This is a genomic window from Streptomyces sp. AHU1 (assembly GCF_045343905.1).
GTDB lineage: Bacteria > Actinomycetota > Actinomycetes > Streptomycetales > Streptomycetaceae > Streptomyces > Streptomyces triticiradicis.
This window is the reverse complement of record NZ_CP174283.1, coordinates 3,174,217-3,191,313: the sequence shown is the minus strand read 5'-3', so window position 1 is coordinate 3,191,313 and position 17,097 is coordinate 3,174,217. Positions and strand designations below refer to the sequence as shown.

Here is a 17,097-nt window from a genome sequence, read left to right as displayed (position 1 = left end):
CGCGGTGGCACGCTGCCGTTCATGGGGGCTATGAGGTATTTCAGGCGCCGCACGAGGCGCGGGCGCGTGGCGGCGGCCGTCGGGCTGGGTGCGGCCGGAGTGTTCGCCGTGACCGCGTGCCAGCCCATCGACGGGCTCAGCACCGCCACCGTCGCCTACACGACCGACCAGACGGCGACCAGGGAACTGGACCGGCGGCACGTGGACGTGAGTTGGCTCACCTGCACCGCCCGGCTGGGCGACGCGGGCAGGTCGCACTCACCGAGCGAGAACACCGTGGCGGCCGTCGACTGCCGTGGCCAGACCCGCGACGGCCGGGCCATCGTCGTCACGGGCAAGGTCACCCGGGCCGTCAACGGCGCCTGCGTGCGCGGCGATCTGCGTGCCACCGTCGGCGGCAGACAGGTCTTCCGCGTGAAGGGCCTGGGCGACTGCGACTCCGGTCCCACCCCGCCGGTCACCCACCACCCCACGTACGGCGGACCCGATCCCACCGTCACCGTCACCGTCACGAAGACGATGTGGTGCAAGGGCGACCCGACCTGCTGGCCCTCGCAGGGCAAGTGACCTGCCAAGCAGTACGGGGATCAAGTGATCCGAACCCCTGTCGGGGCGCGCGTGCGCTGCGTAGGGTGACCGGGTGACTGAGTCCGCAGCCTCCGCGTACATCCGGTTCCCGCATCTGCACGGCGAGTTGGTCGTCTTCACGGCCGAGGACGACATCTGGGCCGCCCCCCTCGACGGCGGGGCACGCGCCTGGCGGGTCAGCGCCGACAACGTACCGGTCAGCCATCCACGCATCTCCCCGGACGGCACGACCGTCGCCTGGACGTCGACGCGTGACGGGGCCCCCGAGGTCCACGCGGCCTCCCTGGACGGCGGTCCCGCGAAACGGCTGACGTACTGGGGCAGCGCGAGGACCCAGGTGCGCGGCTGGACCCCCGACGGACAGGTGCTCGCCCTCAGCACCCAGGGCCAGGCCAGCCTGCGCCGCAGCTGGGCACGGTCCGTCCCGCTCGACGGCGGCCCCGCGACGACCCTGCCGTACGGCCCCGTCGGCGACGTCGCCCACGGCGAGGGCGGCGTCGTCCTGCTGTCCGCCCCGATGGGGCGCGAGGCGGCCTGGTGGAAGCGCTACCGCGGCGGCACGGCGGGCAAGCTGTGGATCGACCGGGACGGCGAGGGCGAGTTCGTCCGGCTGCACGAGGACCTCGACGGGAACATCGAGTACCCCTTCTGGGTCGGCGGGCGGATCGCCTTCCTGTCGGACCACGAGGGCGTCGGCGCCCTGTACTCCTCGCTCGCCGACGGATCCGACCTGCGCCGCCACACACCGGTCGACGCCTTCTACGCCCGCCACGCGGCCACCGACGGCACCCGCGTGGTGTACGTGTCCGCCGGTGAACTCCTGCTCCTGGACGACCTCGACGGCGCCGAGCCGCGCCGCCTCGACGTCCGGCTCGGCGGCCAGCGCACCGACCAGCAGCCGCACCCCGTCAGCGCCTCGCGCTGGTTCTCCGCCGCGGCCCCCGACCACACCGGACGCGGCAGCGCTGTCTCCGTGCGCGGCGCCGTCCACTGGGTCACCCACCGCTCCGGCCCCACCCGCGCCCTCGCCGACGGACAGGGCGTCCGCGCCCGGCTGCCCCGCACCTTCCGCGCCGGGGGCGAGGAGCAGGTGGTGTGGGTGACCGACGCGGAGGGCGACGACGCCCTCGAGTTCGCCCCCGCCACCGGAGCCGCCCCCGGAGCCACCCCGCGCCGGCTCGCCGCCGGAGCGCTCGGCCGGGTCCTCGGCCTCGCCGTGGCGCCCGACGGAAGCCGTGTCGCCGTCGCCTCCCACGACGGGCGCGTGCTGCTCGTCGAGCGCGAGAGCGGTGAGGTCCGCGAGGTCGACCGCAGCGAGGACGGCGAGGTCAGCGGCCTGGTCTTCTCGCCCGACTCGGCGTGGCTCGCCTGGTCGCACCCGGGCCCCCGCCCGCTGCGCCACCTCAAGCTCGCCAACACCACCGACCTGTCGGTCACCGAGGCGACCCCGCTGCGCTTCCGGGACTACGCGCCGGCGTTCACCCTCGACGGCAAGCACCTCGCCTTCCTGTCGGCCCGAGCCTTCGACCCCGTCTACGACGAGCACGTCTTCGACCTGGCCTTCGTCGGCGGCTCCCGGCCGTATCTGATCACCCTGGCCGCGACGACCCCCTCGCCCTTCGGACCGCAGCGCCACGGCAGGCCCTTCGAGGCGCCCGACAAGGACGAGACGCCGGACAGCGAGGGTGCCCCCAGCACCCGTATCGACCTGGACGGCCTCGCCGACCGGATCGTGCCGTTCCCCGTCGAGGCCGCCCGCTACTCCACGCTGCGCGCCGCCAAGGACGGACTGCTGTGGCTGCGCCACCCGGTGCGGGGCGTGCTCGGCTCCTCCCGCGCCACCCCGGACGACCCGGACCCGAAGACCGAGCTGGAGCGGTACGACCTCGCCCAGCAGCGCATCGAGCATCTCGCCGCCGACGCCGACCACTTCACCGTCACCGGCGACGGCAAGCGGGTCCTGCTGTGGACCGACGGCAAGCTGAAGGTCGTCCCCAGCGACCGGCGCGCCTCGAACGACGACGAGAGCGACACGAACATCACCGTCGACCTGTCGCGGGTGCGCCAGAGCGTCGACCCGGCCGCCGAGTGGCGCCAGATGTACGACGAGACGGGCCGTCTCATGCGGGACAACTTCTGGCGGCCGGACCTCGGCGGTGTCGACTGGGACGGGGTCCTCGACCGGTACCGGCCGGTCCTGGACCGGGTCGCCACCCACGACGACCTGGTCGACCTGCTGTGGGAGGTGCAGGGCGAACTCGGCACCTCGCACGCCTACGTCACCCCGCGCGGCGGATGGGGCGGCGGCGACCGGGCGCAGGGACTTCTCGGCGCGGACATCTCCCGTCACGAGGACGGGAGTTGGCGCATCGACCGGATCCTCCCCTCGGAGACCTCCGACCCGGACGCGCGGGCCCCGCTCGCCGCGCCCGGCGTCGCGGTGCGCGCCGGGGACGCGATCATCGCGGTCGGCGGCCGGCCGGTGGACCCGGTGGCCGGGCCCGCGCCCCTGCTCGTCGGCACGGCGGGCAAACCCGTGGAGCTGACGATCTCGCCCTCGGGCGGCGGCGATCCGCGTCACGCGGTCGTCGTACCGCTCGCCGACGAGGAGCCGCTGCGCTACCACGCGTGGGTGGCCGACCGGCGCGCCCACGTCCACGAGCTGTCCGGCGGCCGCCTCGGCTATCTGCACGTGCCGGACATGGTCGGCGCCGGGTGGGCGCAGCTCCACCGCGATCTGCGCGTCGAGGTGGCACGCGAGGGCCTGGTCGTGGACGTCCGCGAGAACCGCGGCGGCCACACCTCCCAGCTCGTCGTGGAGAAGCTCGCCCGGCGGATCGTCGGCTGGGACCTGCCCCGCGGTCTGCGCCCCTACAGCTACCCCGAGGACGCGCCGCGCGGCCCCGTCGTCGCCGTCGCCAACGAGTTCTCCGGCTCCGACGGCGACATCGTCAACGCCGCGATCAAGGCCCTCGGCATCGGGCCCGTGGTCGGCACCCGCACCTGGGGCGGCGTCATCGGCATCGACAGCCGCTACCGCCTCGTCGACGGCACCCTCGTCACCCAGCCCAAGTACGCCTTCTGGATGGAGGGTTACGAGTGGAACGTGGAGAACCACGGCGTCGATCCCGACGTCGAGGTCGTCCAGGCGCCGCAGGACCACGCGGCCGGGCGTGACACCCAGCTCGACGAGGCGGTCAGGATCGCCCTGGCCGCGCTGGAGGAGAACCCGGCGAAGACCGCGCCCGTGCTGCCGCCGCTGTGACCCGGTGACACCGGCGGCCCGGCGCGGGCGGACGGCGGCGAGAGCCCTCCGCGCCGCCGGGCCGCCAGGCCCTGTCGTCGAATTCCCGTCGTCGCCCGAAGGGCGGCCCTGCGGCGGCGTGGGGGTCTCCCCTGCTCGAGCGAAGCCGAGAGCTCGGGGGAGCGTGCTCTCGGCGTATCGGGCGGAAGTCCTCGTACTGGACGTACTTGGGCTTTCGCCCGGTGCGGCGAGCGGGGGTACCCCCTGCTCGAAGAGCTTGGGGGCGTGCCGGGCGTCGCGGGGCAGGCGGGAATGTGACGACAGGGCCTAGCATGCGGGGTAATGATCGGCCGGCGTGAGGAGGCACACGCATGACGCAGGAGCCGAGGCGGGGCCCGGGCGGGGAACCGCAGGACGACTGCCTGTTCTGCAAGATCGTGGCGGGGCACATCCCGGCGACGCTGGTGCGCGAGAGCGACACGACCGTGGCGTTCCGCGACATCAACCCGCAGGCACCGACGCACATCCTGGTCATCCCCAAGGTGCACTACCCCGACGCGGCGTCCCTGGCCGCCGCCGAGCCCGCCGTCGCGGCGGACGTCCTGCGCGAGGCCGGCGAGGTCGCGGACGAGGAGAAGCTGGAGAGCTACCGCATCGTGTTCAACACGGGCAGCGGTGCCGGCCAGACCGTCTTCCACGCGCACGCCCACCTCCTGGGCGGCCGCGGCATGCAGTGGCCGCCGGGATAGCCGGCCTTGTCCGCACGTGAACTGGTGGTCCTCGGCACCGCCAGCCAGGTCCCGACCCGGCACCGCAACCACAACGGCTATCTGCTGCGCTGGGACGGCGAGGGTCTCCTCTTCGACCCCGGCGAGGGCACCCAGCGCCAGATGCTGCGTGCCGGGGTCGCCGCGCACGACCTGAACCGCATCTGCGTCACCCATTTCCACGGGGACCACGCGCTCGGACTCGGCGGGGTGATCCAGCGCATCAACCTCGACCGGGTACCGCACGAGGTGACCGCGCACTACCCGCTCTCAGGGGCGCACTTCTTCGAGCGGCTGCGGTACGCCACCGCCTACCGCGAGACCGTGCCGCTGACCGAGGTGCCGGTCGAGGAGGACGGCGTCCTCGCGACGACGCCCGCGTACACCCTGGAGGCCCGCAGGCTCTCCCACCCGGTCGAGTCCTTCGGGTACCGGCTGGTCGAGCCGGACGGACGGCGGATGCTGCCGGAGCGGCTGCGGGAGCACGGCATCAAGGGCCCCGACGTCGGGGTGCTGCAGCGGGAGGGCTCGCTGCGGGGCGTCTCGCTGGACGACGTCAGCGAGGTGCGGCGGGGACAGAAGTTCGCCTTCGTCATGGACACCCGGCTGTGCGAGGGCGTGGACGCGCTCGCCGAGGGCTGCGACCTGCTGGTCATCGAGTCGACGTTCCTCGACGGCGACCACCAGCTCGCCGAGGACCACGGTCATCTGACGGCGGGACAGGCCGGACGGGTGGCCAGGGAGGCGGGCGTGCGGCACCTCGTGCTCACCCACTTCAGCCAGCGCTACCCCGACTCCGGGGAGTTCGAGCGCGAGGCCCGCGCCGCGGGCTTCGAGGGGGAGCTGACGGTGGCGAACGACCTGGTGCGGGTGCCGGTCCCGAAGCGGCGCTGAGGACACGAGGCGGGACGGGGCCGGACCGGCCCCGTCCGTGCCGCCGGTGCCGGGTGCCCTGTGCGGGGAGGCTCCGTGGCGGGAAGGTGATGTTTTCGATACATCGGGCGGCGAGCCGTACGATGCTTCGATGTCTCTCCCCAAGGCTGAACTGCACCTGCACATCGAAGGCACCCTCGAACCCGAGCTGGCCTTCGCGCTCGCCGCGCGCAACGGGGTCACGCTGCCGTACGCGGACACCGAGGAGCTCCGCGAGGCGTACCGCTTCGACGACCTCCAGACCTTCCTGAACCTGTACTACGAGCTCATGGCCGTCCTGCGGACGGAAGCGGACTTCGCCGACCTGGCCGACGCCTACCTCGCCCGCGCCGCGGCGCAGGGCGTACGGCACGCGGAGATCTTCTTCGACCCGCAGGCGCACATCGCCCGGGGCGTGCCGATGGGGACGGTCGTCGAGGGGCTGTGGCGGGCGCTCGGGCGCAGCGAGGAGACCCACGGCGTCTCCACCCAGCTGATCATGTGCTTCCTGCGCGACGAGTCGGCCGAGTCCGCGATGGAGACCCTGGAGGCGGCGAAGCCCCACCTCGACCGGATCACCGGCATCGGCCTGGACTCCGCCGAGGTCGGCCACCCGCCCGTGAAGTTCCGCGCGGTGTACGAGGCCGCCGCCGAGCTCGGGCTGCGGCGCGTCGCGCACGCCGGCGAGGAGGGGCCGCCCGCGTACATCACCGAGGCCCTGGACATCCTCGGCGTCGAGCGCGTCGACCACGGGCTGCGCTGCATGGAGGACCCCGGGCTCGTCGAACGGCTGGTCCGGGAGCGGGTGCCGCTGACCCTGTGCCCGCTGTCGAACGTGCGGCTGCGCGCCGTGGACGTCCTGGCGGAGCACCCGCTGCCCGCCATGATGGACGCCGGGCTGCTGTGCACGGTCAACTCCGACGACCCCGCCTACTTCGGCGGTTACGCCGGCGACAACTTCGACGCGGTGCGCGAGGCCCTCGGCCTCGGTGAGGAGCGGCTGCGGGAGCTGGCGCGCAACTCGTTCGAAGCGTCCTTCCTGGAGCACGACGAGGAGCGGCGCGCGCGGTACATCGCCGAGGTCGAGGCGTACGAGTTCCCTTAGCCCGTCGAGCGCCCGCCCACCCTCCCCTCCGATGGGCGGGCGGGCGCTCGCGGGAGTCAGACGCCCACGGGACCGGGTGCGGGCGTGGCGGCCGTGCGCCGGCGCGGCGTCGTCCCGTACGCCCCGCGCTGGGCGGGCACGCCGTCCAGCGTGGTCTTCACGACGGGCAGCTCTGTCACGGGGATGTCCACGACGGGGATCTCGGCCACGGGGATCTCGGCCACGGGGATCTCCACGATCTGGGTGGTGTGCCGTGCGCGCAGGGCCACGAGCGTCATCGGGACGCCGACCAGCAGCAGACCGGCCGCCAGGACCGTTCCCATCGCCGGGTAGCCCGCCCGCGCGGACAGCACGCTGCCCGTGAGCGGGCCGCACGCCGTGCCGAGCGAGGAGGCGGAACCCACGAGGACCGCCCACCGTCCGCGCGGATCCATGGAGGCGGCGAGGCCGATCACGTACGAGAGCACGACCGGGTACACCGCGTTCCAGGCGGTCTCGCCCGCCGCGAAGGACGTCAGACCGGTGGCCGCCGCGCTCAGCGCGATGCAGCCGGCGATCAGCGCCGTGCCCAGGCCGATCGGCAGCGCCCGGCCGAGCCGCGGGCCGAGGGCGCCCGCGCCGACGGTCCCGAGCAGTCCGGCGCCGAGCGCCGCCGCGAAGACCGCGCCGACCTCGACCTCCGTGAGGCCCGCCTGGGTCAGGCCGATCCTGCCGCTCACGCCCCACAGGGAGTTCTGCGCGAGGGACCAGAAGAGCATCGCGCCGGCGAGGAGCAGGCCCGAGCGGCGGTGCGGGAGCGGGGCGCCGGCGCGCACGGCGTGGGCGGCCGGTGTCCGTGCGGGAAGCCGTCCCGTCAGGGACAGCGCGAGCAGCGCCGTGCAGGCGATCGCGGCGAGCGGGTATCCGTGCCCCGGGCCGAGGTGGGGGATGGTCAGGTACAGCGCGCCCGCGAGGCCGGAGACGGCGAAGAGACCCAGGGTGGTGACCCGGTGGGGGTCGGGCCGGCCGGCGATCCCGGTCGCGGCGACCGTGGTGGCCGTACCGGAGCCGAAGCCGCCGGCGATCGCCCCGCCGACCACGAGGGGCAGCGCCGACGAGAGCGCGGCGGTGCCGTAGCCGGCGGCCGCGAGGAGCAGTCCGGCGCGGGCCAGCGCGCGCGGGCCGAAGCGGTCGACGCGGGAGGCGAGCAGGAAGCCGGCCGAGGCCGAGCTCAGCAGCAGGACGCTGCCGACGGCCCCGGCCCCGGTGGCCGACAGCGGGAGTCCCGCGTCGAGGCGGCCGACGGTGGTGGGGAGCAGATACGCGGCGAGGTACCCGGCCGTGAAAAGGGCGACGAGGGGCCAGGGCGTGGGGGTGCGGGCGGACACGGGCGTTCCCAGGGCAGGCGAGAGCGGCTCAAGAAGAGTGAGGGGGAGGGGCGGCTGTCGACGGACAGGAACGCGCGGGCAATTTGTATCAAGGTGGGGGGTCCGCGAAGAAGGCGTGGTGATGTGATCTGGGGCACTCTTTGTTTGCGGTGGGGATCCCTGGGCAGGGGTGCCCTCTTTCGGACTTTCGGACGCCGAGCGGGTTCGCCTGCGCCGGCCGTCGCGGTTCGGGTGCGGCCCGGTGGGGGTCGGGGCCGTGCCGGTACATCCGCCCGCATCCGGACGGATCCCGGCGGGGTTTCCAGGTGGGCGTGGGTGATGATCCGTCCGGCCTGCGGGCATTCGATGTACCGGCACGGCCCCTCCCGCGCGTCGCCGGGTGCGGGTGCGCGGTGGTGGCCCGTCCGGCGTGACCGACGGCTCGCGCGGCCGGTGTGGTGCACACTGGCCAGATCCGCACCATCCCTGGGAGCGCACCGTGATCAACGGCGAAGGACCGTTCCGCCAGGCCCATGTCGACCCGCTCGCCGGGCTGCGCACGGCCGACGACCCGCCCTGGGACGTCTACCTGACCGGCACGGTGTTCCTGGACATCATCTTCACCGGGCTCGATTCCGCCCCCGTGCGCGGCACCGAGTCCTGGGCCCGCGGCATGGGATCGAGCCCCGGCGGCGTCGCGAACATGGCGACCGCCCTCGCCCGGCTGGGCCTGCGGACCTCCCTGGCGGCCGCCTTCGGGGACGACCACTACGGGGAGTACTGCTGGGACGCCCTGGAGCAGGGCGAGAACATCGACCTCACGCCGTCGCGGACCGTGCCCGGCTGGCACTCGCCGGTCACCGTGTCGATGGCGTACGAGGGCGAGCGGACCATGGTCAGCCACGGGCACGAGGCACCCCTGGAGGAGCCCGCACCGGACCGCCCGCCGCACGCGCGTGCCGCCGTCGCCTCGCTGACCCCGGGGGTCCGCGCGCCCTGGATCGAGCAGGCCGCGAGCCGGGGCACCCGGATCTTCGCGGACGTCGGCTGGGACGACACCGGCCGCTGGGACCTGGCGGGGCTCGCCGACCTGGCGCACTGCGAGGCGTTCCTGCCGAACGCCGAGGAGGCCATGCGCTACACCGGCGCCGACTGCCCCCGGGCGGCGGCGCACGCGCTGGCCGAGCACGTGCCGCTGGCGGTCGTCACCCTCGGCTCCGACGGCGCCTACGCCGTGGACGGGCGCTCCGGGGAGAGCGCCGAGGTCCCGGCCATCGCCGTCGAGGCGCTGGACCCCACCGGCGCGGGAGACGTCTTCGTCGCCGGTTTCGTCACCGGGACCCTGGCCGGCTGGCCGCTCGCCGACCGGCTCGCCTTCGCCGGGCTGACCGCCGCGCTCTCCGTCCAGGAGTTCGGCGGATCACTGTCGGCGCCCGGCTGGTCGGAGATCGCCGCCTGGTGGCGCCGGGTCCACTCGGTCGCCGACCAGGATCCGGCAGCCTTGAGCCGGTACGCCTTCCTGGAGGGCCTGCTCCCGGAGGTCACCCGCCCCTGGCCGCTGCGCCGGGCGGTGCCCACGATCGGCTTCGGCCGCTCGGCCTGAGCGTGCCCTCAGGTCACGACCTCGTCACCGGGAGAAAAGCCCTACGGGTCCATGAGCGGTGCGACGTACGCTGGGAACCGCAAGGCTGCCCGTGTGGCAAGCGTGCCGACCGAGGAGGATACGCAGGCCTACAGAGCCGGCCCATGACTCAGACACCCACAGCTCACGGCCCCGCCCAGGGGCAGGCGCGCGCACACTTCACCGTCCCGGCCAAGCACCCCATGGTGACCGTTCTGGGTTCCGGAGACGCCCTGCTGCGCGTGATCGAGAAGGCCTTCCCGGCGGCCGACATCCACGTCCGGGGAAACGAGATCAGCGCGGTGGGCGACGCGGGTGAAGTCGCCCTAGTCCAGCGCCTGTTCGACGAGATGATGCTGGTGCTCCGCACGGGGCAGCCCATGACGGAGGACGCAGTGGAACGCTCGATCGCCATGCTCAGGGCGAGCGAGGACGGGACGGGCGACGGCCAGGAGACCCCGGCCGAGGTGCTCACGCAGAACATCCTGTCCTCGCGGGGCCGCACCATCCGCCCCAAGACGCTCAACCAGAAGCGCTACGTCGACGCCATCGACAAGCACACCGTCGTGTTCGGCATCGGCCCCGCCGGCACCGGCAAGACGTACCTCGCCATGGCGAAGGCCGTCCAGGCGCTCCAGTCCAAGCAGGTCAACAGGATCATCCTGACCCGTCCGGCGGTCGAGGCCGGCGAGCGGCTCGGGTTCCTGCCCGGCACGCTCTACGAGAAGATCGACCCCTATCTGCGCCCGCTCTACGACGCGCTGCACGACATGCTCGACCCGGACTCGATCCCGCGCCTGATGGCGGCGGGCACGATCGAGGTCGCGCCGCTGGCGTACATGCGCGGCCGGACGCTCAACGACGCCTTCATCATCCTGGACGAGGCCCAGAACACGAGCCCCGAGCAGATGAAGATGTTCCTCACCCGGCTCGGCTTCGACTCGAAGATCGTGATCACGGGTGACGTGACGCAGGTCGACCTCCCGAGCGGCACGAAGTCGGGTCTGCGGCAGGTCCAGGACATCCTGGAGGGCGTCGAGGACGTCCACTTCTCACGGCTCACGTCCCAGGATGTCGTCCGGCACAAGCTGGTCGGCCGTATCGTCGACGCGTACGAGAAGTACGACAGCGAGAACGGCACCGAGAACGGCTCGCACAAGAGCCGGGGCCACAAAGGGAAGTAGACCAGCACAGCCATGTCGATCGACGTCAACAACGAGTCCGGAACCGAGGTCGACGAGCAGGCGATCCTCGACATCGCCCGCTACGCGCTCGCACGCATGCGCATCCACCCGCTCTCCGAGCTCTCGGTGATCGTCGTCGACACCGAGGCCATGGAGCAGCTGCACATCCAGTGGATGGACCTGCCGGGACCGACGGACGTCATGTCCTTCCCGATGGACGAGCTGCGCCCGCCGTCGAAGGACGACGACGAGCCGCCGCAGGGGCTGCTCGGCGACATCGTGCTCTGCCCCGAGGTCGCCGAGCGCCAGGGCAAGGACGCCCCGACGCAGCACTCCATGGACGAGGAGCTCCAGCTCCTCACGGTCCACGGCGTGCTGCACCTGCTCGGCTACGACCACGAGGAGCCCGACGAGAAGGCCGAGATGTTCGGTCTGCAGGCCGCCCTCGTGGACGGCTGGCGCGCGGAGAAGGGCCTCACGGGTCCGTCTCCGGCCCCGACCGTGTCATGAGCCCACAGCTCGCCGTCGGTGCCGTCGTCCTGGTCGTCGTCGCCTGGCTCGCCGCCTGCGCGGAGGCGGGCCTCGCGCGCGTCTCCAGCTTCCGCGCCGAGGAGGCGGTCCGCGCCGGCCGGCGCGGCAGCGCCAGGCTCGCCCAGGTCACCGCGGACCCGACGCGCTATCTGAACGTGGCGCTGCTGGTCCGCGTGGTCTGCGAGATGGCGGCCGCCGCGCTCGTCGTCTACGCCTGCCTCAAGGAGTTCGACAAGACCTGGCAGGCCCTCGCCGTCGCCATCACCGTCATGGTGCTCGTCTCGTACGTCGCGGTCGGCGTCTCGCCGCGCACCATCGGCCGCCAGCACCCGCTCAACACCGCGACGGCGGCGGCGTACGTCCTGCTGCCGCTCGCCCGGATCATGGGGCCGATCCCGCCGCTGCTGATCCTCATCGGCAACGCGCTCACCCCCGGCAAGGGATTCCGGCGCGGCCCGTTCGCCTCCGAGGCGGAGCTGCGGGCCATGGTCGACCTCGCCGAGAAGGAGTCGCTCATCGAGGACGAGGAGCGCCGCATGGTGCACTCCGTCTTCGAGCTCGGCGACACCCTGGTGCGCGAGGTCATGGTGCCCCGTACGGACCTCGTGGTCATCGAGCGCTACAAGACCATCCGGCAGGCCCTCACCCTGGCGCTGCGCTCGGGCTTCTCGCGCATACCCGTCACCGGCGAGAACGAGGACGACATCGTCGGGATCGTCTACCTCAAGGACCTGGCCCGCAAGACGCACATCAGCCGTGACGCCGAGTCCGAGCTGGTGTCCACGGCCATGCGTCCCGCCGCGTTCGTGCCCGACACCAAGAACGCCGGCGACCTGCTGCGCGAGATGCAGCAGGAGCGCAACCACGTCGCCGTCGTCATCGACGAGTACGGCGGCACGGCCGGCATCGTCACCATCGAGGACATCCTCGAGGAGATCGTCGGCGAGATCACCGACGAGTACGACCGGGAGCTGCCCCCCGTCCAGGAGCTCGGCGACGACCGCTTCCGGGTGACCGCCCGCCTCGACATCACCGACCTCGGCGAGCTGTACGGCTTCGAGGCCTACGACGACGAGGACGTGGAGACCGTCGGCGGACTGCTCGCCAAGGCCCTGGGCCGGGTTCCCATCGCCGGCGCCTCCGCCGCGGTCGAACTGCCCGACACCCGCGAGCTGCGGCTCACCGCCGAGGCCGCCGCCGGCCGCCGGAACAAGATCGTCACCGTGCTCGTCGAGCCGGTCGGCCCGGCCGGGCCCCCGCAGGAGGAGAAGCCGGAGTGACCCCGCAGGAACTGCGCGCGTTCTGCCTGTCCTTCAACGCCACCGTCGAGGACTTCCCCTTCAACCCCGAGACCTCGGTCTTCAAGGTGCTGGGCAAGCTCTTCGCGCTGACGAACCTGGACGGGCGCCCGCTCACGGTCAACCTGAAGTGCGACCCGGACGACGCGGTCCGGCTGCGCGAGCAGCACCCGGGGCTGATCGTCCCCGGCTACCACATGAACAAGCGGCACTGGAACACGGTGACCGTCGACGCAGAGCTCCCGGACCGTCTGGTCCGGGAGCTCGTCGAGGATTCGTACGATCTCGTCGTGGCCGGTCTGCCGCGGGCCGAGCGGCTGCGCCTCGACCGTCCCTGACCCGTGGCGGGCGGGCGCCGCCCTCAGCGGGCGCGCGCCGCGCCCCCGCGCCCGAGTCCGACCGCGATCAGCGCCGCCGCCGCGAGCACGATCGCCGCGTCCAGGGCGAGGACCGTGCGGACGCCGTCCAGCAGGTCGCCCGACGTGGTCGCGAGGACCCCGAGGAGCGGGATGCCGACGGTGATGCCCACCTGCTGGGTGGAGGTCACCAGACCGGTGGCCAGGCCCTGCTCCTCGTCGGGGACGCCCGAGGTGACGGTCAGTCCGTACGAGACGATCGCGCCCAGGTGGAACATGCTGGCCAGCGACACCCCGGCGACGGCGATCCACACGGACCAGGTGTGCGCGTTCAGCAGCAGCATCCCCGCCACGAACAGCCCCTGGCCGGCCAGCGAGCCGGCCAGCGTGCGCCGGGCGCCGAAGCGGCCGATGACCTTCGGGGCGTACATCCCGGCGACGGCCGACAGCGCACCCTGCGCACCGAAGACCAGGCCCGTCCCGAAGGCGGAGAGGCCGAGCGTCCCCTGGAGGTAGAGGGTCAGCGCGAAGACGACCGTCGACATCATCGAGAAGGTGACCAGGCCGCCCAGGTTGCCCCACGCCACCGTGGGGCGGCGCAGCATCCCCAGGCTGACGAGCGGGGCGTCGGCACGGGACTCGATCCGGACGAAGGCGCCGAGCAGCAGCACGCCCAGGGCGAGCGTCGTGACGACGTCCGCGCCGCCGAAGCCGCGCTCCGCCGCCGTCGACAGCGCGTAGATCAGGGACAGCAGGCCGCCGGTGACGGTGACCGCGCCGGGGACGTCCAGACCGGGGCGGTCCGCCGCGTCCGCGGGCCGGTGGCCGGACGCGGGCAGCAGGCCGGTGGCGAGCGGCAGCACGACCAGCGCGAACAGCGACAGCAGGCCCATCGTCGAGCGCCAGCCCAGCGCGTCGGTCAGGACGCCGCCCGCCACCATGCCGACCGTGAAGCCGAGCGACAGGAGCGTGCCGGAGATGCCGAGCGCGCGGTCACGCGCGGGACCCTCCGGGAAGGTCGTGGTGAGCAGCGACATGCCGGTCGGCACGATCGCCGCCGCGGCGAGCCCCTGCAGGGCCCGTCCGGCCAGGAACGACGCCGGGTCCCAGGCGAAGGTCGCGAGCAGCGAGGCCGCGCCGAACACGGCCAGTCCGGCGAGGAAGAGCCCCCGGCGGCCGAACAGGTCGCCGACACGGCCGAAGAGGAGCAGGAAGCCGCCGGAGGGCAGCGCGAAGGCGGTGACGGCCCACTGGAGCGCGGACGGGCTCATGCCGAGGTCCCGGCCGAGCACCGGCAGCGCCACGTTCAGGACGGAGAAGTCCAGCGCGACCATGAACTGGGCGGCGCACAGCACGAAGAGCACGAGTGCGTCGCGCCCGGACAGCCGGTCCGCGCGTGGTGGCCGGCCGCCCCCGGGGCGGGCCGGGGAAGCGGAGGAGGTCTCGGCCCGGGGGCCGTTCGTGGTGCCCGGATCGATGCCCGGCGTGCCGTCGCCGGGGGTGCGGGTGGTGGACTCGGTGGTCGTCCTCGTGGTCATGGGAAGAGCGTGCGGCGGCCGGAACATCCGTGGGGAGCCGGAACTTATGCTGGTGGCCGCACCACCAGTCACCGAAGGGGGAGACACGTGACGGAGGAGGCGCCGAGGTCCCAACGACGCCCGGAGCTGCGCGAGTTCCTGATGAGCCGCAGGGCGCGGGTCTCACCGGCCGAGGCCGGGCTCCCGGACGGCGGCGCCCGCCGCCGCACACCGGGGCTGCGCCGCGAGGAGGTCGCCGTCCTCGCGGGGGTGGGCGCCTCCTGGTACCAGTGGCTGGAACAGGGGCGGGACATCTCCGTGTCGCCGCAGGTCCTCGACTCCGTGGCCCGCGTGCTGCGGCTCAGCAACACCGAGCGGCGCCATCTGTACACGCTGGCCGGACTGAACCCGCCCGCGCCCGAAGTCGCCCCGGGGGACCGGGACATGTGCGAGGGGCTGCGGCGGCTGATCGACACGTGGATGCCGTATCCGGCGCACATCATGGACCCGTACTACAACTGCGTCATGTACAACGACGCCGCCGCGGTGGTCCTCGGCATGCGTCCGGAGATCACCCAGAACTGTGTCCTCGACTTCTTCACCGACCCGCTCTACCGGGGCCGTTCGCACACCTGGGAGCGCAACGCCCGTACCGTCGTGGCCCAGTTCCGCGCGTCGTGCGCCGCCGCGCCGGACGACGACGGGTTCCGCGAGCTGCTGGCCCGGCTGACCGGGGAGAGCCCCGAGTTCGCGGAGCTGTGGGAGCGGCGGGACATCGAGGAGGCCGGGCAGATCCGCAAGGAGCTCGACCATCCCCTGGTGGGACTGCTCGCCGTCGAGTCCACCGCGATGAAGGTGCCCGCCCGGCCCGACCTCACGGTCGTGCTGCACACGCCGCTGCCGGAGGCGAACACGGCCGCGAAGCTGGAGTGGCTCGCCTCGCCGGAGGGGCGCCGGGGATCGATGTACCCGGTGGCCGGGTGACCCTTCGGCGGGGGACGGTGCCGGCACTTCGTATGCTCTGGTCATGACCGACAGCAGCGCGCTCGACCCCGAGGACCGCAAGATCGTCACCCTGGCCCGTTCCGCGCGGGCCCGCAACGGTGTGCCCGAGGGCGCGGCCGTACGCGACGAGACGGGGCGTACCTACGTCGCCGGGACCGTGGAGCTTCAGTCCCTGCGGCTGAGCGCCCTGCAGACGGCCGTCGCGATGGCCGTGGCGTCCGGGGCGAAGTCCCTGGAGGCGGCGGCCGTGGTGTCCGGGGCCGAGGCCGTCACCGACGCGGACCGCGCGGCCGTACGGGATCTCGGCGGGCCCGCCACGCCGGTGCTCCTCGCCGGGCTCGACGGCGTCGTGCACACGACGGTGGCCGCGGGCTGAGCGCACGGATGTCCCCGGGGGGCGGGACCGGCTCCCTCCCCCCGGGCCGGAGCTCCCTCAGAAGCCGAGCTTGCGCAGCTGCCGGGGGTCGCGCTGCCAGTCCTTGGCGACCTTCACGTGCAGGTCGAGGAAGACCGGCGTGCCCAGCAGGGCCTCGATCTGCTTGCGGGACTTGATGCCGACGTCCTTCAGGCGCTTGCCCTTGGGGCCGATGATGATGCCCTTCTGGCTGGGGCGCTCGATGTAGACGAAGGCGTGGATGTCCAGGAGCGGCTTGTCCGCGGGACGGTCCTCGCGCGGCAGCATCTCCTCCACCACGACGGCGATGGAGTGCGGGAGCTCGTCGCGGACGCCCTCCAGCGCGGCCTCGCGGATGAGCTCCGCGATCATGACCTGCTCCGGCTCGTCCGTCAGGTCGCCCTCGGGATAGAGGGCGGGTCCCTCCGGCAGCAGCGGGACGATCAGATCGGCCAGCAGGCCCACCTGCTTGTCCCCGACCGCCGACACCGGGACGATCTCGGCCCACTCGAAGCCGAGCTCCCGGCCGAGCTGGTCGATCGCGATGAGCTGTTCGGCGAGCGTCTTGCTGTCGACGAGGTCGGTCTTGGTGACGATCGCGATCTTCGGCGTCTTCTTGATCGACGCCAGTTCCTTCGCGATGAAACGGTCACCCGGGCCGAGCTTCTCGTTCGCGGGCAGGCAGAAGCCGATCACGTCGACCTCGGCCCAGGTGGTGCGGACGATGTCGTTGAGCCGCTCGCCCAGCAGCGTGCGCGGTTTGTGCAGGCCGGGGGTGTCGACGAGGATCAGCTGCGCGTCGGGCCGGTGCACGATGCCGCGCACGGTGTGACGCGTGGTCTGCGGCTGGTTCGCGGTGATCGCGACCTTCTGGCCCACCAGAGCGTTCGTGAGGGTGGACTTGCCCGCGTTGGGGCGGCCCACGAAACAGGCGAAGCCGGCGCGGTGCTTCCCCGCCGCGTCGTGGGCGTGGGAGGTGCCCCTGTCCTCGGACGGCCCGGATGACTGATTGCGAACGCTCATGGCGCCCATTGTCCCTGATCGTCGGGTGCCCGCCGCACCAAGCCGGCCGACGGTCGTGAGGCGGTCGTCACGGCACCGGTGAAGCGGTCGTTCCGGTTCCCGCGGACGGGATGTCCCGAGGCCGCGGGCCGCTCCCTCCCCGGTGAGGAATCGGAAATCACGGCGCAATGAAACACATCGGAAACGTGGGCGTGCGCAACCGGAAA

General features: G+C 72.9%; 15 protein-coding genes. 12 read left to right on the top strand and 3 right to left on the bottom strand.

The window, feature by feature from the left end; all coding sequences use genetic code 11:
• Window positions 1–21: 21 nt before the first annotated feature.
• The 5 genes from ACICHK_RS14440 to ACICHK_RS14420 all read left to right on the top strand — a co-directional run bounded on the left by ACICHK_RS14440 (window position 22) and on the right by ACICHK_RS14420 (window position 6,616).
• Window positions 22–567, top strand: coding sequence for a hypothetical protein (locus tag ACICHK_RS14440; RefSeq protein WP_406837222.1), 546 nt, complete (start codon window positions 22–24; stop codon window positions 565–567).
• Between the two features lie 73 nt (window positions 568–640).
• On the top strand, window positions 641–3,853 hold the full coding sequence (locus ACICHK_RS14435) for a S41 family peptidase (RefSeq protein ID WP_406837221.1): 3,213 nt from the start codon (window positions 641–643) through the stop codon (window positions 3,851–3,853).
• Between the two features lie 350 nt (window positions 3,854–4,203).
• Window positions 4,204–4,581, top strand: coding sequence for a histidine triad nucleotide-binding protein (locus ACICHK_RS14430; RefSeq protein WP_406837220.1), 378 nt, complete (start codon window positions 4,204–4,206; stop codon window positions 4,579–4,581).
• Window positions 4,582–4,587: 6 nt separating this feature from the next.
• Window positions 4,588–5,493 (top strand): ribonuclease Z, encoded by a 906-nt coding sequence (locus ACICHK_RS14425; RefSeq protein WP_406837219.1) that lies wholly within the window; start codon window positions 4,588–4,590, stop codon window positions 5,491–5,493.
• Window positions 5,494–5,623: 130 nt separating this feature from the next.
• The gene (locus ACICHK_RS14420; protein ID WP_151467984.1) at window positions 5,624–6,616 is read left to right on the top strand and encodes an adenosine deaminase; all 993 of its coding nucleotides are present in this window, start codon (window positions 5,624–5,626) and stop codon (window positions 6,614–6,616) included.
• Window positions 6,617–6,672: 56 nt separating this feature from the next.
• Here ACICHK_RS14420 and ACICHK_RS14415 read toward each other — a convergent pair whose 3' ends face one another.
• The gene (locus ACICHK_RS14415) at window positions 6,673–7,983 is read right to left on the bottom strand and encodes an MFS transporter (RefSeq protein WP_406837218.1); all 1,311 of its coding nucleotides are present in this window, start codon (window positions 7,981–7,983) and stop codon (window positions 6,673–6,675) included.
• Window positions 7,984–8,461: 478 nt separating this feature from the next.
• On the opposite strand from ACICHK_RS14415, the gene ACICHK_RS14410 reads away from it, so the two are divergent.
• The 5 genes from ACICHK_RS14410 to ACICHK_RS14390 all read left to right on the top strand — a co-directional run bounded on the left by ACICHK_RS14410 (window position 8,462) and on the right by ACICHK_RS14390 (window position 12,934).
• A complete protein-coding gene (locus ACICHK_RS14410) occupies window positions 8,462–9,565 on the top strand; it encodes a carbohydrate kinase family protein (protein ID WP_406837217.1) in 1,104 nt (367 codons plus the stop codon).
• A 143-nt stretch (window positions 9,566–9,708) separates the two neighbouring features.
• A complete protein-coding gene (locus tag ACICHK_RS14405; protein WP_151467987.1) occupies window positions 9,709–10,767 on the top strand; it encodes a PhoH family protein in 1,059 nt (352 codons plus the stop codon).
• Between the two features lie 12 nt (window positions 10,768–10,779).
• Window positions 10,780–11,277, top strand: coding sequence for an rRNA maturation RNase YbeY (gene ybeY / locus ACICHK_RS14400; protein ID WP_103554818.1), 498 nt, complete (start codon window positions 10,780–10,782; stop codon window positions 11,275–11,277).
• A complete protein-coding gene (locus ACICHK_RS14395; protein ID WP_406837216.1) occupies window positions 11,274–12,578 on the top strand; it encodes a hemolysin family protein in 1,305 nt (434 codons plus the stop codon). Before ybeY ends, ACICHK_RS14395 begins: the two co-directional genes overlap by 4 nt.
• Window positions 12,575–12,934, top strand: coding sequence for an MmcQ/YjbR family DNA-binding protein (locus tag ACICHK_RS14390; protein ID WP_406837215.1), 360 nt, complete (start codon window positions 12,575–12,577; stop codon window positions 12,932–12,934). The genes ACICHK_RS14395 and ACICHK_RS14390 overlap by 4 nt, the downstream gene beginning before the upstream one ends.
• Before the next feature lie 23 nt (window positions 12,935–12,957).
• On the opposite strand, the gene ACICHK_RS14385 is transcribed toward ACICHK_RS14390, so the two are convergent.
• Window positions 12,958–14,490 (bottom strand): MFS transporter, encoded by a 1,533-nt coding sequence (locus ACICHK_RS14385; protein ID WP_406837214.1) that lies wholly within the window; start codon window positions 14,488–14,490, stop codon window positions 12,958–12,960.
• A gap of 141 nt (window positions 14,491–14,631) precedes the next feature.
• On the opposite strand from ACICHK_RS14385, the gene ACICHK_RS14380 reads away from it, so the two are divergent.
• Together ACICHK_RS14380 and ACICHK_RS14375 are read left to right on the top strand one after the other, a co-directional pair.
• On the top strand, window positions 14,632–15,453 hold the full coding sequence (locus ACICHK_RS14380; RefSeq protein ID WP_406841221.1) for a helix-turn-helix transcriptional regulator: 822 nt from the start codon (window positions 14,632–14,634) through the stop codon (window positions 15,451–15,453).
• Between the two features lie 43 nt (window positions 15,454–15,496).
• On the top strand, window positions 15,497–15,850 hold the full coding sequence (locus ACICHK_RS14375; protein WP_151467989.1) for a cytidine deaminase: 354 nt from the start codon (window positions 15,497–15,499) through the stop codon (window positions 15,848–15,850).
• A gap of 57 nt (window positions 15,851–15,907) precedes the next feature.
• Here ACICHK_RS14375 and era read toward each other — a convergent pair whose 3' ends face one another.
• Window positions 15,908–16,900 (bottom strand): GTPase Era, encoded by a 993-nt coding sequence (gene era / locus ACICHK_RS14370; RefSeq protein ID WP_151467990.1) that lies wholly within the window; start codon window positions 16,898–16,900, stop codon window positions 15,908–15,910.
• Between the last annotated feature and the right edge of the window lie 197 nt (window positions 16,901–17,097).

Bases quoted from the DNA above. Each gene is read 5' to 3' on its own strand.
- ACICHK_RS14395 (WP_406837216.1), top strand. From the start codon at position 11,274: ATGAGCCCACAGCTCGCCGTCGGTGCCGTCGTCCTGGTCGTCGTCGCC.
- ACICHK_RS14405 (WP_151467987.1), top strand. From the start codon at position 9,709: ATGACTCAGACACCCACAGCTCACGGCCCCGCCCAGGGGCAGGCGCGC.
- ACICHK_RS14385 (WP_406837214.1), bottom strand. From the start codon at position 14,490: ATGACCACGAGGACGACCACCGAGTCCACCACCCGCACCCCCGGCGAC.
- ACICHK_RS14430 (WP_406837220.1), top strand. From the start codon at position 4,204: ATGACGCAGGAGCCGAGGCGGGGCCCGGGCGGGGAACCGCAGGACGAC.
- ybeY (WP_103554818.1), top strand. From the start codon at position 10,780: ATGTCGATCGACGTCAACAACGAGTCCGGAACCGAGGTCGACGAGCAG.
- ACICHK_RS14375 (WP_151467989.1), top strand. From the start codon at position 15,497: ATGACCGACAGCAGCGCGCTCGACCCCGAGGACCGCAAGATCGTCACC.
- era (WP_151467990.1), bottom strand. From the start codon at position 16,900: ATGGGCGCCATGAGCGTTCGCAATCAGTCATCCGGGCCGTCCGAGGAC.
- ACICHK_RS14440 (WP_406837222.1), top strand. From the start codon at position 22: ATGGGGGCTATGAGGTATTTCAGGCGCCGCACGAGGCGCGGGCGCGTG.
- ACICHK_RS14380 (WP_406841221.1), top strand. From the start codon at position 14,632: ATGAGCCGCAGGGCGCGGGTCTCACCGGCCGAGGCCGGGCTCCCGGAC.
- ACICHK_RS14420 (WP_151467984.1), top strand. From the start codon at position 5,624: ATGTCTCTCCCCAAGGCTGAACTGCACCTGCACATCGAAGGCACCCTC.